The 22,067-nt window shown below is 50.2% G+C and carries 18 protein-coding genes and 1 tRNA gene; 4 read left to right on the forward strand and 15 right to left on the reverse strand.

Annotation, left to right across the window (positions count from 1 at the left end; all coding sequences use genetic code 11):
• The first annotated feature begins 14 nt into the window (after nt 1–14).
• Nucleotides 15–2,831 (forward strand): excinuclease ABC subunit UvrA, encoded by a 2,817-nt coding sequence (uvrA, locus tag M0R33_RS08690; RefSeq protein ID WP_292567868.1) that lies wholly within the window; start codon nt 15–17, stop codon nt 2,829–2,831.
• Between the two features lie 4 nt (nt 2,832–2,835).
• Here uvrA and M0R33_RS08695 read toward each other — a convergent pair.
• A tRNA-Val gene (locus M0R33_RS08695) sits at nt 2,836–2,911 on the reverse strand.
• 316 nt (nt 2,912–3,227) lie between these two features.
• On the opposite strand from M0R33_RS08695, the gene M0R33_RS08700 reads away from it, so the two are divergent.
• On the forward strand, nt 3,228–4,262 hold the full coding sequence (locus M0R33_RS08700) for a GGDEF domain-containing protein (protein ID WP_292567870.1): 1,035 nt from the start codon (nt 3,228–3,230) through the stop codon (nt 4,260–4,262).
• Nucleotides 4,263–4,336: 74 nt separating this feature from the next.
• On the opposite strand, the gene fabG is transcribed toward M0R33_RS08700, so the two are convergent.
• The 6 genes from fabG to M0R33_RS08730 form a co-directional block, all read right to left on the reverse strand.
• A complete protein-coding gene (gene fabG, locus M0R33_RS08705) occupies nt 4,337–5,065 on the reverse strand; it encodes a 3-oxoacyl-ACP reductase FabG (RefSeq protein WP_292567872.1) in 729 nt (242 codons plus the stop codon).
• Nucleotides 5,058–6,008, reverse strand: a complete 951-nt coding sequence (gene fabD, locus M0R33_RS08710) for an ACP S-malonyltransferase (protein WP_292567873.1) — start codon at nt 6,006–6,008, stop codon at nt 5,058–5,060. The genes fabG and fabD overlap by 8 nt, the downstream gene beginning before the upstream one ends.
• A gap of 9 nt (nt 6,009–6,017) precedes the next feature.
• Nucleotides 6,018–6,986, reverse strand: a complete 969-nt coding sequence (locus tag M0R33_RS08715) for a beta-ketoacyl-ACP synthase III (RefSeq protein WP_292567875.1) — start codon at nt 6,984–6,986, stop codon at nt 6,018–6,020.
• Complete coding sequence (gene plsX / locus M0R33_RS08720) at nt 6,983–8,011, reverse strand: phosphate acyltransferase PlsX (protein ID WP_292567877.1); 1,029 nt, start codon at nt 8,009–8,011, stop codon at nt 6,983–6,985. Before plsX ends, M0R33_RS08715 begins: the two co-directional genes overlap by 4 nt.
• A 203-nt stretch (nt 8,012–8,214) precedes the next feature.
• Entirely contained in the window at nt 8,215–8,400 is a 186-nt protein-coding gene (gene rpmF, locus M0R33_RS08725; RefSeq protein ID WP_292567879.1) for a 50S ribosomal protein L32, read from the reverse strand.
• A 2-nt stretch (nt 8,401–8,402) separates the two neighbouring features.
• Nucleotides 8,403–8,996, reverse strand: coding sequence for a YceD family protein (locus M0R33_RS08730; RefSeq protein ID WP_292567881.1), 594 nt, complete (start codon nt 8,994–8,996; stop codon nt 8,403–8,405).
• On the opposite strand from M0R33_RS08730, the gene M0R33_RS08735 reads away from it, so the two are divergent.
• Entirely contained in the window at nt 8,991–9,569 is a 579-nt protein-coding gene (locus tag M0R33_RS08735; RefSeq protein ID WP_292567883.1) for a nucleoside triphosphate pyrophosphatase, read from the forward strand. The two genes, M0R33_RS08730 and M0R33_RS08735, sit on opposite strands and share 6 nt — an antisense overlap.
• 8 nt (nt 9,570–9,577) lie before the next feature.
• Here the strand turns inward: M0R33_RS08735 and M0R33_RS08740 are convergent, their stop codons facing one another.
• The 8 genes from M0R33_RS08740 to parC all read right to left on the reverse strand — a co-directional run bounded on the left by M0R33_RS08740 (nt 9,578) and on the right by parC (nt 18,839).
• Nucleotides 9,578–10,429, reverse strand: coding sequence for an HDOD domain-containing protein (locus M0R33_RS08740; protein ID WP_292567885.1), 852 nt, complete (start codon nt 10,427–10,429; stop codon nt 9,578–9,580).
• 2 nt (nt 10,430–10,431) lie between these two features.
• Nucleotides 10,432–11,007 (reverse strand): transglycosylase SLT domain-containing protein, encoded by a 576-nt coding sequence (locus tag M0R33_RS08745; protein ID WP_292567887.1) that lies wholly within the window; start codon nt 11,005–11,007, stop codon nt 10,432–10,434.
• A 22-nt stretch (nt 11,008–11,029) separates the two neighbouring features.
• Nucleotides 11,030–12,232, reverse strand: coding sequence for a formate-dependent phosphoribosylglycinamide formyltransferase (purT, locus tag M0R33_RS08750; RefSeq protein ID WP_292567951.1), 1,203 nt, complete (start codon nt 12,230–12,232; stop codon nt 11,030–11,032).
• A complete protein-coding gene (locus M0R33_RS08755; RefSeq protein WP_292567889.1) occupies nt 12,232–13,827 on the reverse strand; it encodes a DNA mismatch repair protein MutS in 1,596 nt (531 codons plus the stop codon). Before M0R33_RS08755 ends, purT begins: the two co-directional genes overlap by 1 nt.
• 28 nt (nt 13,828–13,855) lie before the next feature.
• Nucleotides 13,856–14,833 carry a ferrochelatase gene (gene hemH, locus M0R33_RS08760; protein ID WP_292567891.1) on the reverse strand — a complete coding sequence of 326 codons (978 nt, stop codon included), beginning with the start codon at nt 14,831–14,833 and terminating at the stop codon, nt 13,856–13,858.
• A 5-nt stretch (nt 14,834–14,838) separates the two neighbouring features.
• Entirely contained in the window at nt 14,839–15,384 is a 546-nt protein-coding gene (gene folE / locus M0R33_RS08765; RefSeq protein WP_292567893.1) for a GTP cyclohydrolase I FolE, read from the reverse strand.
• A 39-nt stretch (nt 15,385–15,423) separates the two neighbouring features.
• A complete protein-coding gene (gene dusA / locus M0R33_RS08770; RefSeq protein ID WP_292567895.1) occupies nt 15,424–16,395 on the reverse strand; it encodes a tRNA dihydrouridine(20/20a) synthase DusA in 972 nt (323 codons plus the stop codon).
• A gap of 197 nt (nt 16,396–16,592) precedes the next feature.
• Nucleotides 16,593–18,839: a DNA topoisomerase IV subunit A gene (gene parC / locus M0R33_RS08775; protein WP_292567953.1), complete on the reverse strand. Its 2,247-nt coding sequence runs from the start codon at nt 18,837–18,839 to the stop codon at nt 16,593–16,595.
• Between the two features lie 180 nt (nt 18,840–19,019).
• Here parC and prsT point away from each other — a divergent pair, with 180 nt between their 5' ends.
• Nucleotides 19,020–21,845, forward strand: coding sequence for an XrtA/PEP-CTERM system TPR-repeat protein PrsT (gene prsT / locus M0R33_RS08780; RefSeq protein WP_292567897.1), 2,826 nt, complete (start codon nt 19,020–19,022; stop codon nt 21,843–21,845).
• The last annotated feature ends 222 nt before the right edge of the window (nt 21,846–22,067 follow it).

Genomic DNA, 22,067 nt, shown 5'->3' on the forward strand with positions numbered 1-22,067 from the left:
CAGGAATCGACACAGTGGACACCATTAGTATTCGCGGCGCCCGCACTCACAATCTGAAAAACATCGACCTGGATCTGCCCAGGGATAGCTTGATCGTCATCACCGGCTTGTCCGGCTCCGGCAAGTCGTCGTTGGCATTCGATACGATTTACGCCGAAGGCCAGCGCCGTTATGTGGAATCCCTATCCGCCTACGCCCGACAGTTTTTATCGATGATGGAAAAACCGGATGTCGACCATATCGAAGGCCTGTCGCCCGCCATTTCCATCGAACAAAAATCCACGTCGCACAATCCGCGCTCCACGGTCGGCACCATTACCGAGATTTACGACTATCTGCGTCTACTATATGCCCGGGTCGGCATCCCGCGTTGCCCCGAGCACGGCGGCTCGCTGGAAGCCCAAACCGTCAGCCAGATGGTGGACCAAGTCTTGGCGCAGCCGGATGGCGAGCGCTGGATGCTGCTGGCGCCGGTAGTTAATGACCGCAAGGGCGAACATGTGCTGCTACTGGAGGACTTGAAAGCCCAGGGCTTTTTGCGGGCCCGGATCGACGGTGAAGTCTATGAACTGGACGAACCGCCCACCCTGGATTTAAAGAAAAAACACACAATAGAAGTTATCGTCGACCGTTTCAAAATTCGCGACGACATTGCCTTGCGGCTGGCGGAATCGTTTGAAACCGCGCTGCGTTTATCTGACGGTCTGGCAATTGCCGCCTCGATGGAGACCGAGCAAAAGCTGCTGTTTTCCGAACGTTACGCCTGTCCGCATTGTGGCTATAGTTTGAGCGAACTGGAACCGCGAATTTTTTCTTTCAACAACCCGAAAGGCGCCTGCCCGAGCTGCGATGGCCTGGGAGTACGCCAGCACTTCGACCCGCAACTAGTGGTACATAATCCGGACATCAGCCTGGCCGGCGGTGCTGTGCGGGGCTGGGACCGCCGTAATGCCTATTATTACCAAATCATTTGCGCCTTGGCCGAGCATTACGGCTTCGATCCCGAAACGCCGTTCTCGAAAATCTCCCAAGACATACAGGCTGTGATTTTGTACGGCAGCGGCGAAGACAGCATCACCTTCCAATTCCAAATGGGCCAAGGCAAACCCAAGATCAGCCGCCATCCGTTTGAAGGCATCATTCCCAATATGGAGCGGCGCTATCATGAAAGCGACTCGCAGATGGTGCGGGATGAGTTGTCCAAATATCTGGCTCAGCAAACCTGCGCAGTCTGCAACGGCGCCCGCTTAAACCTCGGCGCGCGCAATGTGTTTGTGCAGGACCAGCCTTTACATCACGTCACCCGCTTACCCATCAAGCAAACCTTGCGTTTTTTTCAACAGCTGTCGATACCCGGCCACCGCGGCGAAATCGCGGCTAAAATCAACAAGGAAATCCAGGAGCGGCTGGAGTTTTTGGTGAACGTCGGCCTGGATTATCTGACGCTTGATCGCAGCGCAGACACCTTGTCCGGCGGCGAAGCGCAGCGCATACGCCTGGCCAGCCAGATAGGCGCGGGCCTGGTAGGCGTGATGTATGTGCTGGACGAGCCCTCGATAGGTCTGCATCAACGCGACAACCAGCGTTTGCTGAATACCTTGTTCCGACTACGCGATCTGGGCAATACCGTTATCGTGGTGGAACACGACGAGGACGCCATCCGCGCCGCCGACCATATCGTCGACATCGGCCCCGGCGCCGGGGTGCACGGCGGCCAAATAGTCTCGCAAGGTACCCCAGCGCAAATTCTGGCCGATCCCAACTCACTGACCGGCCAGTATTTATCCGGCGCTTTGTCGATCCAAATGCCGGACCATACCACGTCGCGCGACCCATCTCGGCAATTAACCATACGCAACGCTCACGGTAACAATTTGAAAAACGTCACGGTGAGTTTCCCGGTGGGACTGCTAACCTGTGTCACCGGCGTGTCCGGCTCCGGCAAATCCACGCTGATTAACGATACCTTATACAGCCACGCCGCCCGCAGCATCAACGGCGCCAGTTGTATTCCCGCCCCTTGCGAAGCGGTCGAAGGTCTGGAGCATTTCGACAAGGTGGTAGATATCGATCAAAGTCCGATCGGCCGCACCCCGCGCTCCAATCCCGCTACCTACACCGGTATTTTTACGCCGGTGCGGGAATTGTTCTCGGCCACGCCGGAAGCCCGTTCGCGCGGTTATACGCCGGGCCGCTTTAGTTTTAACGTCAAAGGCGGCCGCTGCGAAGCATGCTCCGGCGACGGGGTCATCAAAGTGGAAATGCATTTTCTGCCGGATATTTTCGTGCCTTGCGACATCTGCCACGGCAAGCGCTATAACCGGGAGACACTGGAAGTGCGTTACAAAGGCAAGAGCATCCACGAAGTGTTGGAGATGACGGTGGAAGACGCCGCGCAGTTTTTCTCGGCGGTCCCCAGTCTGGCCCGTAAGCTGCATACCTTAATCGACGTAGGTTTGAGCTATATCACGCTGGGGCAAAATGCTACAACGCTGTCGGGCGGCGAGGCACAGCGGGTCAAGCTGGCCAAGGAACTATCCAAACGGGATACCGGCAAAACCCTGTATATCCTGGACGAACCGACCACCGGCTTACATTTTCATGACATCAAACAATTGCTGTCCGTACTGCACACGCTGCGCGATCACGGCAATACCGTCATCATCATCGAACATAATCTGGATGTGATTAAAACAGCGGATTGGATTGTGGATATGGGACCGGAAGGCGGGAATGGCGGCGGCACGCTGGTTGCCGAAGGCACTCCGCAAGAAATTGCCCGGCACACCGACTCGCATACCGGCGTTTATCTGCGGCGATTTTTTAGTTGAAATCTGGTGGGTGCTGAGGGGTTCGAACCCCCGACCCTCGCCTTGTAAGGGCGATGCTCTCCCAGCTGAGCTAAGCACCCGACTCCAACCGGCGGGCATTCTATACAAATTCTCCCGCATTGCAAAATGTTTTTGTAACAGAATAAATACCCGGATTGCTCTATCCGAAATGCTTGAACCCCATCAAAGATAAATTATTATTGTTGCTATAGTTGAAAAAAACCATACTTAGCATATCTTTAATGAGCCAGAAACTTAAGTTTGAATGCAAAAATTGATTTATTAAGGTCTCGTCCGGCTAGCTTTTTGAGACCTACCGTTAAATTCATCGGGCAAGGAATATCTCGACTAGCTTGCCAGTAAAATCAACGCCTCAATCTCATTTATATAAAAGATATGGACCATAGCGCAGCGCTTTTACCCGTTTACGATTTTTCCTTTGCTCTGAATTCCGATTATCTTAAAAAAATTATTCCGCTGCTAACCCAGCATCAAATAGCCGCAAATCCAGTAAATTATGCTATTTTTTACGATTATGTTACCGAACTAAATCCTTCCTTAACTTCGGCCGTCAATCAATTGTTGAGCCGGAATATCTCGTTCGACCACGAGACCAGCCTAGAGTTATACGGCAACTTTATCAGCAATGCTTCGCTAAGATCGTTCGACAACATCAATCAGCAAATTCATAAAGTGATTCGTCAGGCAACGGATGCTATTAACGATACCTGTCACAAAGCCGAACAGACTAACGATAGCTTTCAGAAAAAATCGGCAATTCTGGAAAACACACCAGAGATAGCTACCACCCAATCAATTTTGCAAGAAATCATTCAAGAGACAAAATCGCTTGCCGCCACCAGCCAAGCCATGCAAATTCAATTAAATAAAGCCAATGTGGAAATGGAACAACTGCGTGCCGAGTTGGCCCAAGTTCGGCAAATAGCTGTAACGGACGGCTTGACCGGCTTGTTAAACCGCAGGGCTTTCGACCAGACTTTGAGCGAGATTATTGAACAACCCGGCAAAGCGACAACTTGCCTGTCCTTGCTGGATATCGATCATTTCAAACGGGTAAACGACACCTACGGTCATACCATAGGCGATAACGTCATCAAATTCGTGGCGACATTAATGAAAAAACACGCGGAAGATCATCACCATGTGGCGCGCTATGGCGGCGAGGAATTAGCCATCATCATGCCGAATACGCCGAAGCAGAAAGCGATTGAGATCGCCGAAAATATCCGCCTTGAAATGGAGAAAAGCCGCTTAAAACGGAAAACAGATAACTTAACCTTAGGCCGGATTACCATTTCAGTCGGTATAGCCGAATTACTTGCCAATGACGACCCGGAAAGTTTTGTTACCCGCGCCGACACGGCCCTTTATCAAGCCAAGGAAACCGGTCGAAATAAAGTGATGCATTAATCGACATACAAAAAAACCGGTTGCGCTCAAGGTGAAACCGGTTTTTAGCCACACTGCGCCTAGCCCAGGATGTCTTAAGGCATGTACATGCCGCCATTCACATGCAAGGTCTCGCCGGTAATATAAGATGCTTGCTCGGAAGCCAGGAAAGATACCGCATTAGCAATTTCTTCCGGCTGCCCCAATCGGCCCAATGCAATTGAACTCAACAAGGCGTTTTTAATCTCTTCCGACAATTCCTTGGTCATATCGGTATCGATAAAACCCGGGGCTACGGTGTTGACGGTAATGCCGCGGGAACCCACTTCCTTGGCCATCGATTTTGCAAATCCGACCATCCCGGCTTTAGCGGCCGCATAATTGGTTTGTCCGGCGTTACCGGTGGAACCGACCACTGAAGAAATATTGATGATACGTCCGTAACGCACCTTCATCATGCCGCGCAGAACGGCTTTACTCATTCTAAATATCGAGGTCAGATTGGTGGAGATGATGTCATCCCATTCCTCATCCTTCATTCGCATCAATAAATTATCGCGGGTAATACCGGCGTTGTTCACCAACACGACTGGTGTGCCGTGAGCATCACCGATGGTTTTGATGAAACTTTCAATATCGGCGGCATCGGCCACATTCAATTTATAGCCTTTGCCGTTTTCGCCCAGATAGGCGGAAATCGCTTCCGCACCGTTACCGGACGTGGCGGTCCCTACTACAAAAAAGCCGTCCGCAACCAATTTTTCCGCAATGGCACGCCCGATGCCCCGGCTGGCGCCGGTCACAATAGCCAGTTTTTTATCCATGAAATTGCTCCACAACAGTATTCAATGAGTCAGGGTCAAACATCGTGAAATGCACCGCATCCGGGGAAATACGTTTATTTAACCCCATCAATACTTTGCCGGGCCCACATTCGACAAATTCGGATACGCCTTGCTCGTGCATGAATTTAACAATTTCAACCCAGCGTACCGGGTTAAAAAGCTGCTCTTTCAAAGCATTGCGAATCACTTCGGGCGAACCGTGGGATTTGACATCTGCATTGTGAATCAAGGTGACATCCGGCATCTCCACGTTGATATCCTGCAATATCTCATTGAGTTTATAGGACGCATCCTCCATTAACAGGCAATGCGAGGGTACGCTTACCGGTAATTTTAAGGCCCGCTTGGCCCCCAAGGCTTTCAGTGCATCGATCGCTCTATCAACAGCCGCTGTATTGCCGGCAATCACAACTTGGCCAGGCGCATTAAAATTGGCCGCCGCCACCACTTCACCATTCGCCACATCCAAGCAGGCGTTCACGACTTGATGATCTTGCAAACCTAAAATCGCCGCCATGGCGCCGACTCCAACAGGTACTGCTTCCTGCATCAACCGCCCGCGCGCTACGACTAATTTTAAAGCATCTTCAAACCCAATGGCCCCCGAACAGACCAACGCCGTATATTCACCCAAGCTGTGTCCGGCCATCCAGGCTGGGCGAATCTTTGATTTATCGCACCAGACTCGCCAGAAAGCCACACCCGCGGCCAACATGGCGGGCTGGGTATTTTCGGTTTGATTTAAGTCCGCTTCAGGCCCGTTTTCAACCAAATGCCACAGATCGAATCCCAGCGCATCGGAAGCCTGTTCGAAGGTTTGCTTGACTTGCGGAAACGCTGCCGCCATGGAGGACACCATGCCGACCGATTGCGATCCCTGCCCTGGAAATACAAATGCTAAGTTATAATTTTGTTCGCTCATAGTCATGTTTTAGTATTTGATTAATGCTGAACCCCAGGTAAAACCAGCTCCAAACGCCTCCATCAGAACCATCTGGCCTTTTTTGATCCGGCCATCGCGCACGCCTTCGTTAAATGCCAACAATACGGATGCCGACGACGTGTTGCCTTGGTTTTCCAGGGTCAAAATTACTTGATCCATATCCATGCCCAATTTTTTGGCCGTTGCGGCTATGATTCTGGTATTGGCCTGATGCGGTACCAGCCAGTCTATATCGCTCTGCTGCAAATCATTGGCTTCCAAGGTTTCATCCACAATACGCCCCAGGGTATTGACGGCCACCTTAAAAACTTCGTTGCCGCGCATGTTGATATATCCGGGTTCTTGTTGATTGACTAGCGCGGCCACTTGCGGATTGGGGCAAAAAAGTAAGTCTTCGTACCCGCCATCCGAATGAATGTGCGTCGACAAAATTCCGGGTCGCTCCGAGGCAGACAGCAATACAGCCCCCGCGCCGTCGCCAAACAAAATACAGGTACCTCTGTCCGTCCAGTCAACGATACGCGAGCATACTTCCGCACCCACCACCAGCACTGTTTTGCAAAAACCAGTTTTGATGTATTGATCGGCAATGCTTAACGCAAATACCGACCCAGAACAGGCCGCCTGCACGTCAAACGCCACGCATTGCTTAATGCCCAAACGTTGCTGCAAAAGACAAGCCGTACTGGGATAAACCCTATCCGGCGTGCCGGTAGCGACAACAATCAGGCCGATATCGTCCGCATCGATACCCGCCATGTCCATGGCTTGCCGCGCGGCAATTTCAGCCATGCTGGACGCGGTTTCTTCGGGACCGGCAATCCGCCGGCTTTTAATGCCGGTACGTTCGTAAATCCAGCTATCCGAAGTATCCACCATGGCCGATATATCGTCGTTGGTGCGGACGGTGGACGGCAGGTAACCACCAGTGCCGATTACATTACTCCAGCTACTCATTCCGCTTCCTTCCGGGCAAGGGCGATTTGCAGCTTTTCGCTGATTTTGCGAATAACATCTTTCTCAACCTCTACTTCCGCCAAGTGAATAGCTGTTTCAAAGGCAAGGGCATCGGCACCGCCATGACTTTTAATGACTAAACCGCGCAAACCAATAAAGCTGGCCCCATTATAAAGTCGCGGATCGATACTATCTTTAAATAATTTTAATACCGGGTAGACAACCAAGCCGGCAAGTTTTGTAAAAATATTGCGGGAAAAGGTCTCCTTCAGTTTGACGGCAATCATTTTCGCCGCGCCTTCAATCGACTTCAGCGCCACATTGCCTACAAAACCGTCCGTAACAATCAAGTCAACTTTGACGCTGCCGGCATTGATGGAATTCCCTTCTACATAACCGATGTAATTCAAGCCCGAACCTTCCAACAATTTGGCTGCCGCCTTGACTTGTTCGTTGCCTTTCATGTCTTCTTCGCCGATATTCAGCAATCCGACCCGAGGCCGTTCAATATTTTCAACCGCCTTAACCACTTCCTCGCCCATGACCGCGAATTGGTAAAGATGTTTCGCACTGGAATCGACGTTTGCGCCTAAATCCAACACATGCGTATGCCCAAACACCGAAGGCAGCGTGGAAATGATGGCCGGACGTTCAATACCCGGAATCATTTTCAGCACAAAGCGGGCAGTAGCCATCAAAGCCCCCGTATTACCCGCACTGACGCACGCATCGGCCCGGCCGTCTTTTACCAGATTAATGGCCACCCGCATTGAGGAGTCTTTTTTGTTCTTCAACGCCTTTTGCGGCGGTTCGTCCATTTCGACTACCTGGGAGGCATGCTGAATACTGATACGATCTTTAAATTCAAGCAGGGCCTCGGACAACATGTCGTTTAGCACAGCCTGATCGCCGACCATGATCAAACTTAATTGGGGATTTTTTCGTAAACAGGCTAGTGACGCGGGAATTGTCACTTGGGGACCAAAATCCCCGCCCATAGCATCAATCGATAGAGTTGAGCTCACGCTTAGGACCTAACCCTTGAAGTTGAAAGGAGGAGACACGTTAAATAAAACGTGCCGTCTTTGATAATTAACAAATCCGTTACCCTGTCGAGAACCGAAAAGATGCAAGCCTGAAAAAGCGAAAAGCCGGTGTAACCCGGGCTTTTCACTGAAATATCGGCCATTTAAACTACATCATCGGCATCTAGCAGGCTGGCAATTTATTATTCTTCGTCGATGTTGCTGGCAATAATTTGGCGGCCTTTGAAAAAGCCGTCTGGTGTCATGTGGTGACGTAAATGCACTTCACCGGTCAACGGATCGTTGGCCAGGGTTTTGCTTGTTAATGAATCGTGTGAACGACGTTGACCGCGTCTTGAACGCGATACTTTGCTCTTTTGTACTGCCATTTTTACTCTCCAGTTTTTTTAAGTTTGGCTAAAACAGAAAAAGGGTTATTCGTTTCGGTCCGGCTATTATCGTCAAAAGCAGGATCTATCGACTGGTGCTGCGGGATACAATCATATCCGTGTTTGGGATAATCCGGTATGGCCAACAATATTTCGTCTTCTATCATCTCATTCAAAGAGACTTTTTCACCATCCAACAACAATGGTTCGCAATCAATCTCCAGCTTATCCGCCTCTTGTAGCGAGGACACTACAGCCAACTTGAATGTAAGCTCTATTGGCCATGCCAACGCCTGCAAACAGGATTGACATTCCAGCTCCAGCACCGATTGAATCCTGCCGAAAACCACCGCGCGCTTGCCTTGCTTGGCAAACTGCACTTCGACATTGATATCGCTATCAACGTTTACGACCATGTCAGACAAGCGCTTAAGCACACTTATTTTTAAGGCACCCGCCAAGATGCTCCGCCTTTCGGCGAACAGTAACGGATCAATAAGATTAGGAAGTTTGTCTGACATAACTGTACAATCATACAGATAACTCGCTGTTGCGTCAAACAGACAACCATTCAACATTGCGCTACCGATATGCAAAATCTTGTTCTGGCCTCAAGCTCGAAATACCGCGGCCAAATCCTGAATAAACTCCAACTGCCGTTTACCAGCTGCGGCAGTGCCGTTAACGAAAACCCTTTCCCGAATGAACGTCCAAATTGCCTGGCGCTGAGATTAGCGACCGCCAAAGCCCAAGCCGTGGCAAACACACACCCTCGACACTTGATAGTTGGCTCTGATCAAGTGGCTGTATGCGAAGGTATATTGTTAGGTAAGCCGGGCGATAGAGAAGGTGCACTTCGGCAACTAAAGCTGCAGTCGGGCAAAAAAGTCACGTTTTATACCGGTATATGCGTGCTCGATAGCGGCAGTGGAATTCTTAAAACCGACCTCGATACCTGCCATGTGTTTTTTAGGGACCTCAACGAGGCGCAAATAAACCGCTATCTGGATAAAGAACAACCCTACGACTGTGCGGGCAGCTTTAAATCGGAAGGCTATGGCATTGCTTTATTCAGCAAAATTGAAGGTGAAGATCCTAATGCCCTGATCGGCCTGCCATTAATCAAATTGATCAACTTATTGAATCAATTTGGCATGGCAATTCCCTAAAGTACAACTCATCTCGGCAACAATTGCTCGAAAACATCAAGAAATTCAACGGCTGCCTGCTCCATAACCGATTCTATTTGCTCGCGAGTCAACCGCATGGAAACCAATGTCTGATCGGGTAGTTCTACAAGAGTCTGCTCAATTGGCCTGCCAAACTCCCTGTCATCAATCAGCCGGGCAGTCAACCATAACAATTGCGCATCGAATTTATGCGTCGCAACAACATCCGGATTCAGAATTCCGCCCACAACCTCATGTAACGAATCCGGCAAGTGCCAAGATTTCAACAACTCACGCCCTACATCGGCATGGGTAAACCCGATGATCTCTTGTTCGAATCCCCCCAATAAGCGTCTATCCTGCCGAATCGACAACAATACTTGGCTTGCCTGCTCGGGCATGATTTGATACAGCACCAGCGAACCGATATCATGCAACAAACCCGCCAAAAACAAGCGTTCCGTATTCAATGACGCGCACTGTTTACCCAATAACTTGGTCACCACGCCGCAATGAACGCTGCGCATCCAAAACGCCGTCATGTCGACTAAATCGGAAGGAATTTTGGAAAAACGATCGACTACGCAGGTTGCCACGACCAAATTGTACAGATCATCGATACCGACAATGGAAATAGCCCGCGAGATCGTATCAACTTTGGATTGAAAGCCGTAAAAAGAGCTGTTCACCAATTTCAATAGCCGGGCAGACAAGGCCGGATCTTTTCCGATCACCTCCCCGATATCGACCATAGAATATCGCGGGTCGCGCACCATTTGATTCAGTTGAAAATAAATATCCGGCAAGGAAAATAAATCCTTCACCTCCGTAACCACATCCAATGCGCTAACAGGTTTCATATTCAACTCTTCCCATATAGCCTGAGAACCTGCTGAACATAATTTTGGGTTTCCCGATAGGGCGGAACCGTGTAATTATATTTCATAACAGCGCCCTCTCCGGCGTTATACCCAGCAACAGCCAACTTCAAATTAGAATTGAACATGGCCAGCAGATCCTTCAAATAACGCGTACCGCCGTCGACATTCTGCTCGGCGTCGTGCCTATCGGTCACACCATAGCGTCTTGCAGTGTCCGGCATCAACTGCATTAATCCAACCGCTCCCGCCGAAGAAACCGCATGCGGGTTATAGGCCGACTCGGCTTGAATTACCGCATGAAGCAATTTTGGATCCATTTGATGTTTAGCCGCCGTCTTGGCAATTAAACTTTGGTATTTGAGCTTATTGCCCGCCATGAACTTAACGTCCCTGGCATACGTTTTAGGCCTGGTCCGGATGATTAAACGATAGTTAAAGCCTTTTTTCGGTTGATCGGTGTAATACACCCGACCATCCGGAGCCACGTATTTAAAAATATCCGCGAAAGCAAAAGATGAAACGCATAACAACAATAGAATAGTTTTTAGCAATTTCAACCGCGTCACCTTTTCGATAAATTTAACTCGCCTCAACAATGCTTATCATTGCCGCCGCGGAAACCGCCTTTGCCCGCGCATCACTCACAGTATCGGCGGTAGTCAGTGCCACCCCCATCCGCCGCGCCACAAAAGCCTCCGGCTTTCCAAACAGGCGGATCTCACTGTCCGCCACCGCCAATGCCTGACTCAAGCCCCGATACATGACAGCTTTAGCATCGATACCACCCAAAATCACGGCACTGGCGCCGATTTTATCCAAGGCTGTATTGACCGGCAGACCCAAAATGGCGCGGGCATGTAAATCGAATTCGCTTTGAACCTGACTGACCATGGTCACCATCCCGGTATCGTGAGGGCGCGGACTGACTTCGCTAAACCAGACCTGGTCGCCCCGCACAAACAATTCAACCCCGAACAAACCCAAACCGCCCAAGGCCTCGGTTACTTTAGCGGCAATCTGCTGGGATAATTGAATGGCTTTTTCGCTCATGGGCTGAGGCTGCCAACTTTCACGGTAATCGCCATTCACCTGCACATGACCGATAGGTTCGCAAAAATGTGTCTGAATTTGGCCGACCGCATCCTTGGCTCTAACCGTTAACAGAGTTATTTCAAAATCGAATTCGATTTTGGCTTCAACAATCACCTTACCGGTAGCGGCGCGGCCAGCGGCTTTGGCATAATCCCAGGCGGCTTGCAGTTGGTCGGCACTTTTCACCATTGATTGCCCTTTGCCCGACGACGACATGGTGGGCTTGATAAAACAAGGATAGCCGATACCACCGTCAACAGCACTTTTCAATTGTTCATAGGTTTCGGCAAAAGCATATTTCGAAGTCGGCAACCCCAACTGCTCGGCAGCCAACTGACGTATACCTTCGCGATTCATGGTCAACTGAATGGCCCTGGCGTTCGGCACAATGCAGAGGTTTCCCACCGCCTCGATTTCAGCCAAGGCGCCGGTGGCAATCGCTTCTATTTCCGGCACGACCAAATCGGGCTTTTCAACTGCGATCAAGGCTTTAACTGCCTCCGCGTCGGTCATATCGATGACATGGCTTCGATGCGCCACTTGCATGGCGGGGGCATGAGCGTAACGATCGACCGCGATCACCTCAACGCCGTAACGCTGCAAGGAAATGGCAACTTCCTTTCCCAATTCGCCGCTGCCTAACAGCAGCGCCTTGGTTGCGGTTGCACTGCCTGGCGTTCCTATTTTCATCATGATTTGGCCAAATAATTTTCGATGTCCTGTTTAGAAAAACCGATTTTTTTTGCCACCCGATCGGCATGACTCACTCTGGAAATACCCGAAATCAATCTAAAGGTAGGCATTTCATCGGCAAATTCCACCTGTTTAGGCGTTGCCGTACCCCTTTTGATAAATACATCTACCAATTGATGGTTGTGGGTAATCAAAATGGTGCTGTTTCCCTTGCGATAAAACCCGTCCAGCACATCGATAGACGATTGCATCTTCTCTTCAAAGGTAGTGCCTTCCGCCATTTCGTCAAGCACCAGCAAACTTTTTGCCGTGGTAGCCAGGAAAATATCCCGAGTGCGCTTCAATTCGGTACCAAAGCGGCCTTCACCGTCGTCTAGATGGCTGATTTCCGGTGCCTGATAGAAAATCTTATCGGCGACGCTCAAGTTGGCCGACCGAGCCGGCACATAACAACCGATTTGCGCCAAAAGCTGGATCTGGGTGATAGTCTTACAAAACGCGGTCTTACCGCCGCTATTGGGTCCGGTAATACAGACCAGCCGCTCGGAACTCATCTCAAAATCGTTGCCGACGTAGTCCGGATTTTTGTGTCCCAGCACCGGGTTTTTCGCCGCAACCAAATGCATGGTATGCCGATCGGCGGACTGCAACTCCGGAAGCACGGTTTCGCTGCCGTAGTCTTCGGCGTATTTGATGAAAGACAATAATTCGTCGAGCTGCCCCAACCCATCCAGCATCTCGCCCAAGGCCGCCGAGTTCCGAAAAATGTTACGCAACGGAATGATGCAATTATCCCTATCGTAGCCACCTATCACCGGAATATAAGCCAACATCAACGGCAGGAAAAAAACCGATGCCACCGAAACGCCGTCCTTGGAAAACTGGAACATATCGGTAGGAAATATCATCACCAGGCCCCAAATAATCGCCAGCAGCGAACCAATCAGCAAGGGCTTGAACAATGTGGGTCGAAAGATGGTTGCCGGTGCATAGGAGTTTTTGCGTTCCTCCTTGCTTTGCAGGCCTTTTTCACTGTTATAAACCGGCCCGACCATCAACGAATAATCGTTACTCTGGGCGAAATTGCCGATTTTATTGAACACGCTCTGCAGATATGGCGTCTGCGGGGCACCGGAATTATGGATGGCGCCGACCAGATTCAGCGCCGCATTGATGCCGCGCCGATACTGTTTATAACCGTAGCCCTCGATTTGATTATCTTCCCGCGCCGTGCCGAAGCCGCCCAGAAACTCGCCGAACAGCAACAGATACAACCGATTTTCGGTATTAGCGGCATTGGTGACTATGTTTTCCACATTGGCCCGCACATCCGGGTTATCGCGAATTTCCCGCACCGCCGCTTGTTTGGCGGCAATAGCATCCAGATCCGCCAACGGTTGAGTCAAGGAACGATATAACACGGTCTGGCCGGCAATAGTGCTGGCGTAATTAACCGTATCGAACAACTCATCGACTTCTATGGTATTGAATGCGCCCTGATCCAGCACGCCTTCCCCAGTGGGTAGCGGTAGGCTTTTTCGCACCACCGGCCATTCCTCGTCGCTCCAGCTTTGTAATACGTTTTGTTGCATGCTGCCTCCCCGGTTATTTTTATTCCGCTTAACGGGCGGATTTTATTAATTCGGCCATTACCTCGACATGGGCATCGCAATCATTCAGCGCCGGAATGTAACGGTAACTTTTACCGCCCGCCGCCATGAAAATTTCCTTATTGGTGATGGCGATTTCTTCCAGGGTTTCTAGACAATCCACGGCAAACCCGGGACACACCACGTCCACTTGTTTAATATCCTGTTTGGGCAAATCCTGTAACACTTCTACGCAATAGGGCTGCAACCATTCGGCACGTCCGAAGCGGGACTGAAACACCAATTGCCATTGTTTATCCTTTAAGCCTAACTCATCGGCCAATAATCGCGCCGTCGCCTGACAGTGATAAAAATAAGGATCGCCCCACTCTGTCAATTTGGCCGGCAAACCATGAAACGACATCACCAACAAGGCCGCTTGACCATGATTCAGCCAGTGCTGGCGAATCGAATCCGCCACCGCTTTGATATAAGCGGGTCTTTGATAATAATCGCCGACAAATCGCAAGGACGGCATATGCTGCCAGCGAATGAATTCATCCGCCACCACATCGAAAATAGACGCCGTGGTAGTCGATGAATATTGCGGATACAGCGGCAGGATAACGATGTCTTGCACACCTTGCTTTTTAAACGCCTGCAATTTCTCGCGTAAGGCCGGCTTACCGTAACGCATCGCACAATCGATCAGCAATTTTTCGTTACCGTAACGTTTTGCCAGTTTCATAGTCAACTGCCGGCTAAACACAATCAGCGGCGAGCCTTTCTCGGTCCAGATGGTTTTATAGGCATGCGCGGATTTACGCGGCCGAAAAGGCAATATAAACAAATTCAGAATCAGCCACCACAACGGCCTCGGCAAATTCACTACACGCGGATCGCGCAGAAATTCGCCTAAAAAGGCTCTGACATCCTGAGTGCTGGCGCTGGCTGGGGAACCTAAGTTGACCAGCAATACACCGGTTTTCTTTTCCAGGTCTTCGAACATGCTGGTTATTTTCGATTGATCAGATTCAAAAATTCGGAACGGGTACTGATTTCTTCCCGGAAAATCCCGGTCATTACCGATGTCGTCATCACCGAGTTTTGTTTTTCTACGCCACGCATCATCATGCATAAATGTTTGGCTTCAATCACCACAGCCACGCCGCGCGCATTGATGACGGTTTGTACAGCGCTGGCAATTTGCCGGGTCAGTTGTTCCTGAATCTGCAAGCGCCGGCCGTACATATCCACGATCCGCGCCAACTTGGATAAACCCAATACTTTACCTTGCGGCAAATAACCGATGTGACATTTGCCGATAAACGGTAATAAATGGTGCTCGCACAAGGAATACAGCTCGATATCCTTGACGATGACCATGTCTTCGGTATCGGCCTGAAAAATCGCCCCATTCAGCACTTCATCCAGGTTTTTCTCATAACCGTTATTTAAAAATCTAAAGGCTTTTGCCGCCCGCTTGGGCGTATCGCGCAAACCCTCACGATTGACGTCTTCACCTATTGCTTGAATGATTTTGGAGAAATATTCTTCCATCGCCGACCCCGGGTAAAAAAATGGTGTGAGTATACAGCATCAAACCGTAAACTCTAAGGCATGCAAAAGTACTTGCTCATCGGCCCCCGGTTTATTGGCGTTTTCGCTAATATGGCGGCGCCAGGCCCTGGCACCCTCCACACCATGAAACAGGCCCAGCAAATGCCGGGCGATGTTGTTTAAGCGCACCCCTTGTTGCAGCTGTTGCCGCACATAAGGCAGCAAAGCCAAAATTACTTCCTGGCGAGTCTTCAGCGGATAGTCATCGCCATACAGACGGCTATCTACTTCGCTAAGCAGATACGGGTTGTGATACACCTCGCGCCCCAGCATCACCCCATCGACATGTTTTAACAACGCCAACGACTCATCCAGACTAGTGATGCCACCGTTAATAATAATGTCCAATTCAGGAAAATCCTGCTTCAGTTGATACACCATCTCATAGCGCAAGGGAGGAATATCGCGGTTCTGTTTCGGCGACAAACCGGACAACCAGGCTTTGCGGGCGTGCACGATAAAAGTATCGCAACCGCCGGCACGCGCCGCCGCAATAAACTGCGTCAATTCCTGATAGGAGTCCCGCTCGTCGATGCCAATGCGCGATTTTATGCTGACGGGTATCGAAGCCGCCTGCCGCATGGCGGTCACGCATTCAGCCACCAATTCGGGTTCCGCCATCAAACAGGCCCCGAACCGGCCGTTTTGCACCCTGTCGCTCGGGCAACCGATATTCAGGTTCACCTCATCGTACCCGTATTGCTCGGCAAGCTCCGCGCAACGAGCCAAATCCCGCGGATGGCTGCCGCCCAATTGCAAAGCAACGGGTTGCTCCTCCGGATTAAATTGCAAATGCCGTTGCTGGTTGCCCTGCAAAATGGCGCCGGTCGTCACCATTTCGGTATACAACACAGCCTGGCGCGACAATAAACGGTAAAAATACCGGCAATGCCGGTCGGTCCAATCCAGCATCGGCGCGACACAGAAGCGCCTGTTGACTTTGTTATGCATGCATTACGGAAAAGTTTAAATTAACATATTGACAGCAGCCAGGCAGTCTTTCGAATCGCCAAAACATACCTTGTCGAGCCCAAAATCAAATATGGGTGTTACGCGACATGCCTTATGCGATTCGGTCGACCGGACAAATCATCTATCGGCCGAATCCTTACGATTAAGCGTGGACCCTGCGTTTTCTGGACAGGGAATTATTCGGATTTGGTCGGCACCGACTCCAAGCCATCCACTTTTTGAAAACCGCGCGGCAAGGCGGTACCGCGATTGGCGCGGTTACCGCAGTATTGGTCGATGTCCATGCCTTTTAAAGTAACATGCCGCTTGCCTGACAAAATTTTCAACTCACCGCCAACCGGCAATGCCGTTATAGCGGCCACCGCATCCTTTCCGGAAACAATGTCCCCATTCGGGATTTGAATCAATTTATTGCCCTTACCCTTTGCCAGCTCCGGCAAATCCTGGGCGGGAAAAATCAACAAGCGGCCCTGCAAGGTGGCCACGGCCAGTAAATCGCTAACCTGAGGTATCGCTGTCGGAGTGATGACTTTTGCACCGCTCGGCAAACTCAAAACCGCTTTGCCGGCCTTATTTTTGCTGTATAGCTCTTTCAACCGTACCCGAAATCCATAACCAGCATTACTGGCCATCAAAAGCCAATCATCCGGCTGACCGGTAAACACATCGGTAAACAAACTGCCGGGCGGCGGATTCAAGCGACCGGTCAACGGTTCGCCCTGACTGCGCGCGGATGGCAAATCGTGGGTAGTGATGCAGTAAACACGACCGCTGGAATCCAACACATAAGCCGGCTGCGTGGTACGACCCCTGGCCGCAGACAAATAACCGTCGCCAGCCCGGTAATTAAGCGCTTCGACTTCGATATCGTAACCCTTGGCAGCCCGGATCCAGCCTTTTTGCGACAGAACGATGGTCACGGGTTCGTTAGCGATCAGTTCGGTGGTATCCAGCGCTTGCGCAGCGTCTCGCGCCACGATGGGCGACCGGCGGTCATCGCCGTATTTTTCTGCGTCGCGCTCGATTTCTTTTCGAATCAAACGATTCAGCAATCGTTCGGAGCCCAGGGTTTTTTCCAATGCCCGCCTTTCCTGCTCCAGTTCATCCTGCTCGCCGCGGATTTTCATTTCCTCCAATTTGGCCAAATGGCGTAGTTTCAATTCCAGAATAGCTTCCGCTTGAATATCGGTCAGGTTAAAACGCGCCATAAGCACCGGCTTAGGGTGATCCTCGCTACGGATAATGGCGATGACTTCGTCGATATTCAGATAGGCGATTAATAGACCTTCCAGTATGTGCAAACGCGCCAGCACTTTATCCAAGCGATATTGCAAGCGGCGGCGCACGGTTTCAGTCCGGAAACTGATCCATTCGGTCAGAATCTGCCTAAGATTTTTGACCTGCGGCTTACCGTTCAAGCCGATCATATTCATATTGACCCGGTAGTTTTTCTCCAGATCGGTGGTAGCGAACAGATGCGACATTACCGCATCGACATCGATGCGCTTGGTTTTGGGAATGATCAACAAGCGGGTGGGGTTTTCGTGATCGGATTCGTCTCGTAAATCCTCTATCATCGGCAGCTTTTTCGCCAGCATTTGCGCGGCAATCTGCTCCAATAACTTGGCGCCGGACACTTGATGCGGCAAAGCGGTAATCACGATAACCCCCTCTTCCAGCTCATACTTGGCACGCATTTTCACCGAGCCGTTACCGGTAAGATACAGTTTTTGAATATCGGTGCTGGAGGTGATAATTTCGGCATCGGTCGGATAATCCGGACCTTTGACATGCTCAAGTAAGCCTTCCAGAGTCGTTTCCGGCTGATCCAGCAATTGCAGACAGGCCTTGGCCACTTCGCGTAGATTGTGCGGTGGAATATCGGTAGCCATGCCGACCGCGATCCCCATGGTGCCGTTAAGTAACACATTCGGTAGCCGGGCCGGCAACAAACCGGGTTCTTTCAAAGTACCGTCGAAATTGTCGGTCCAGTCCACCGTACCCTGCCCCAATTCGCTGAGCAGGGTTTGCGCATAGGCAGTCAAACGCGATTCGGTGTAGCGCATGGCGGCAAACGACTTTGGATCATCCGGCGAACCCCAGTTGCCCTGACCGTCGATCAAAGGATAACGATAGGAAAAATTCTGCGCCATCAACACCATGGCTTCGTAACAAGCCGAATCGCCGTGCGGATGGTATTTACCCAACACGTCACCGACAGTACGTGCCGATTTTTTATATTTGGCCAGCGCAGTCAAACCCAACTCGGACATCGCGTAAACAATACGCCGTTGCACGGGTTTTAAGCCGTCACCAATATGCGGCAAAGCCCTGTCCAAAATTACGTACATAGAATAATCCAGATACGCTTTTTCGGTGAATTCCTTTAACGGCAATTGTTCAAAATTTTCCTGTACGCCCATTCTGTGTAAAAAATCCAATATAAGAGATTGTCAATAGTTTGCAGAATGATACCGCATGATGAAACGGCTTGATTGGAAAGCTTGGAAACACCCACTAGTTATCAGTTTGTTTCCATACGCTATTTTTCAATGAGTTTTGACGTTATGCTATAGGCATAGTCACTTCAGTTTATAGCCGACATGTCCACTCTACCGAAACCTAAAACCTCTTCAGCCTTATTAGCCGGTTTATTCTTGGTATCCGCTCTCAACCTCCCCGTTAGCGGGATAGCCGATGAAAATCTGGCCGGCAAATATTATGAAGACGCCTTAGTGGCATACCAAAAACAAGACCTCGATGGCGCCATCATCGAATTGAGAAACGCCCTACAGCAAAATCCCAATTATGTTGCGGCGCATATTCTGTTGGGCGAACTGTTTTTACAAAAAAAGTCGCTTTCCGAAGCGGAGGTTCACATCAATCTGGCCAACCAAATGGGTGCGGACAAATCGCTAACCGTTAAAGCACTGGCGCAACTGTATCTGTATCAACTCAAATACAATCCCTTGTTGAAGGAAATCCAACCCAGCCAATTTAACCGGCAGCTGCAGCCGGATTTACACGTGTTTCGCGGCCACGCTTATTTGCAGCTGAATCAAATCAGCGAAGCGCTGGATGAATACGACATGGCGGCACAAATCGACCCAAGCCGGGTCGATGCCGTGATAGGCCGCGCCAACGCCTTGCTGCGCCGCAACGATCTAGCCGGTGCCACCCAGGCCGTCGAAAAAGCCATGAGCATGCAACCCGACAATGCCGGAAACTGGTATGTCAAAGGCAGCATCGAACATGTGCAGGGTAACCTGGAAAATGCCATTAAAAACTATGACAAAGCCATAACACTGGCGCCAGATTATCAGGATGCACGCATCGCCAGAGCCGGCGTACTGATGGACTTGCACCAAGACCAGCGCGCAGGCGAGGATTTAGCTTATTTACGGGAACACTATCCGTTCGATCCCAAGGCCGCCTATCTACATGCGGTGTTATTGTCCCGCAACGGCCAAAAGGAAGCCTCCATCAAGGAGCTGGAAGCCGCCTCGGATATCATCGTTGCAGTCAAACCGGAATACCTGATCCAACACAGCCAAACCCTGATGCTGTCCGGCTTGATCAACTACAGCTTGCAACGCTTCGATTTGGCGGCAGAATACTTGCGCCAATATGTCAAAACATATCCTGGGCAACCTGGACCATACAAGTTACTGGCATCGATACTGTTAAATAAAAATGATCCCGAAACGGTCATAGACCTGCTTAGACCGGTGGTTGCCAGCCACCCGAACGACCATCGCCTGCTGTTTCTGCTCGGCACTGCGTACATGAATGTCGGCAAACACGACAAAGCCAATGCGCTACTGGAAAAAGCCTCGGCCGGCGAATTCGGCGGCGAAAGCATTCACACCGAAATCGGCCTCAACCGCTTGTCCATGGGCCAGGAAACGCTTGCCATCCAGGAACTGGAAGCCGCGATCCAAAAAAATCCCGGCAATACCCAGGCCGGCATCCCGCTGGTTGCAATTTATATTAGAAACGGTGACGCCCAAAAAGCCTTACGGATTGCCCAGGGCATGTACAAAAAACAGTCGAAAAATCTTACACTTTTGAATTTGTTGGGCACCGCGCAAGTAGCTACGCAAAACTTGAAACAAGCTCGGCAAAGTTTTGAACAGGCTGTTGGACTCGCCCCCTCCTTTATCACTGGTCACCTCAACCTGAGTAAACTCGATGTGGCCGAGAAAAAAATCGACAAGGCCAAACAGCGCTTAATAAAACTTAATCAGGAATTCCCCGATAACGTGGCCGTATTGATCGAATTGTCGACAGTCGACCAAGCCGCCGGCAACAACGACAGCGCTAACCAATGGCTGGAAAAAGCCCGCAGAATCGATCAAAAATCGATGCCGGTGCTACTAGCTCAGATGGATTTAAAAATCAAAAGCGGCCGGGCTTTGGAAGCGCTCAGCATAGGCGAAGCAGCAGAATTAATCGATAGAGAAAACCCACAACTTTTGCAAGCCCTGGCACGCAGCTATCTGGCTGCCGATAATCGCGAAAAAGCGTTGAGTATTTATCGACGCATGGCGGACCAAGCCCGCTTGAATGTCAAAAAACTTTACAGCGTTGCCCGCTACCAAATTCAGGCCGGCGATTACTCTGACGCCATCAAAACTCTGAAAAAAGCCATAGTGGCGGATGAAAAACACATCCCCACCCAGATCGCCCTAACAGAAATGGAGCTTTATCACGGTAAACCTGTTTTTGCCATCAGCCGCGCCAATAATTTACTCAAGGAATATCCGCAACGCGGCTTTCCGCACCGGCTATTAGGCGATATAGCCGCACAGGATAAAAACTTCAGTCTGGCAGTCACCCGTTACCAAACCGCCTTCGACCTGGAACCCGATACCGCCTTATTGATGAAGCTGTATCAAAGCCTTAAACAAACCGGGCAAAACCAAAAAGCGTTCGAATTATTGACTCAATGGACCCAAAAACACCCAAAAGACTTGGTTCCAATAGCGGCATTGGCCGAGGAACTACTGCAACAAGGCAAACTCAAGGCAGCCCAAAAACATTATGAATTTTTATTAAGCCAATACCCGAACGAAGCACAGTTTTTGAATAATCTGGCGTATATTTACTACTCCAGCGGCAACAGCAAAGCCTTATCCTATGCGGAAAAAGCCCAACAATTAGCCCCGGATCAAGCCTCCAGCAACGACACCCTGGGCTGGATTCTGGTCAATAGCGGCCAGCCGGACCAAGGCTTGCATTACCTGCGTAGCGCCCATTCCCGCATGTCGCAAAACCCGGAAATTCGCTATCACATCGCGGTAGCGCTGGATAAATTGGGCCGCAAGGAAGAGGCTAAGCAAGAACTGGACGCGGCACTAAGAACCAATCTTTCCTTTAGCGGCCTTGAGCAGGCTAAAAAACTATTGGAAAAATTAAGTCAGCCATAATCGGTTTAAGCCTGTCGACTTTTTTTACAATTACACCTAAATGCGAAAAACCAACACCACAAAAAAATAACAACAAGTTGAAAACTATATAAATATTATATATGGCACGATGCATGCTTTAACTTAAGCTAAGCAATTCAAATCCGGCTGTTGTCCTTTTGTACAATGATGGCTTACCCAAAATTGCAATAATTTGACCATACAAATTCAAACAAAATAAAG

It is taken from the genome of Methylomonas sp. (genome assembly GCF_023228165.1).
Classification (GTDB): domain Bacteria; phylum Pseudomonadota; class Gammaproteobacteria; order Methylococcales; family Methylomonadaceae; genus Methylomonas.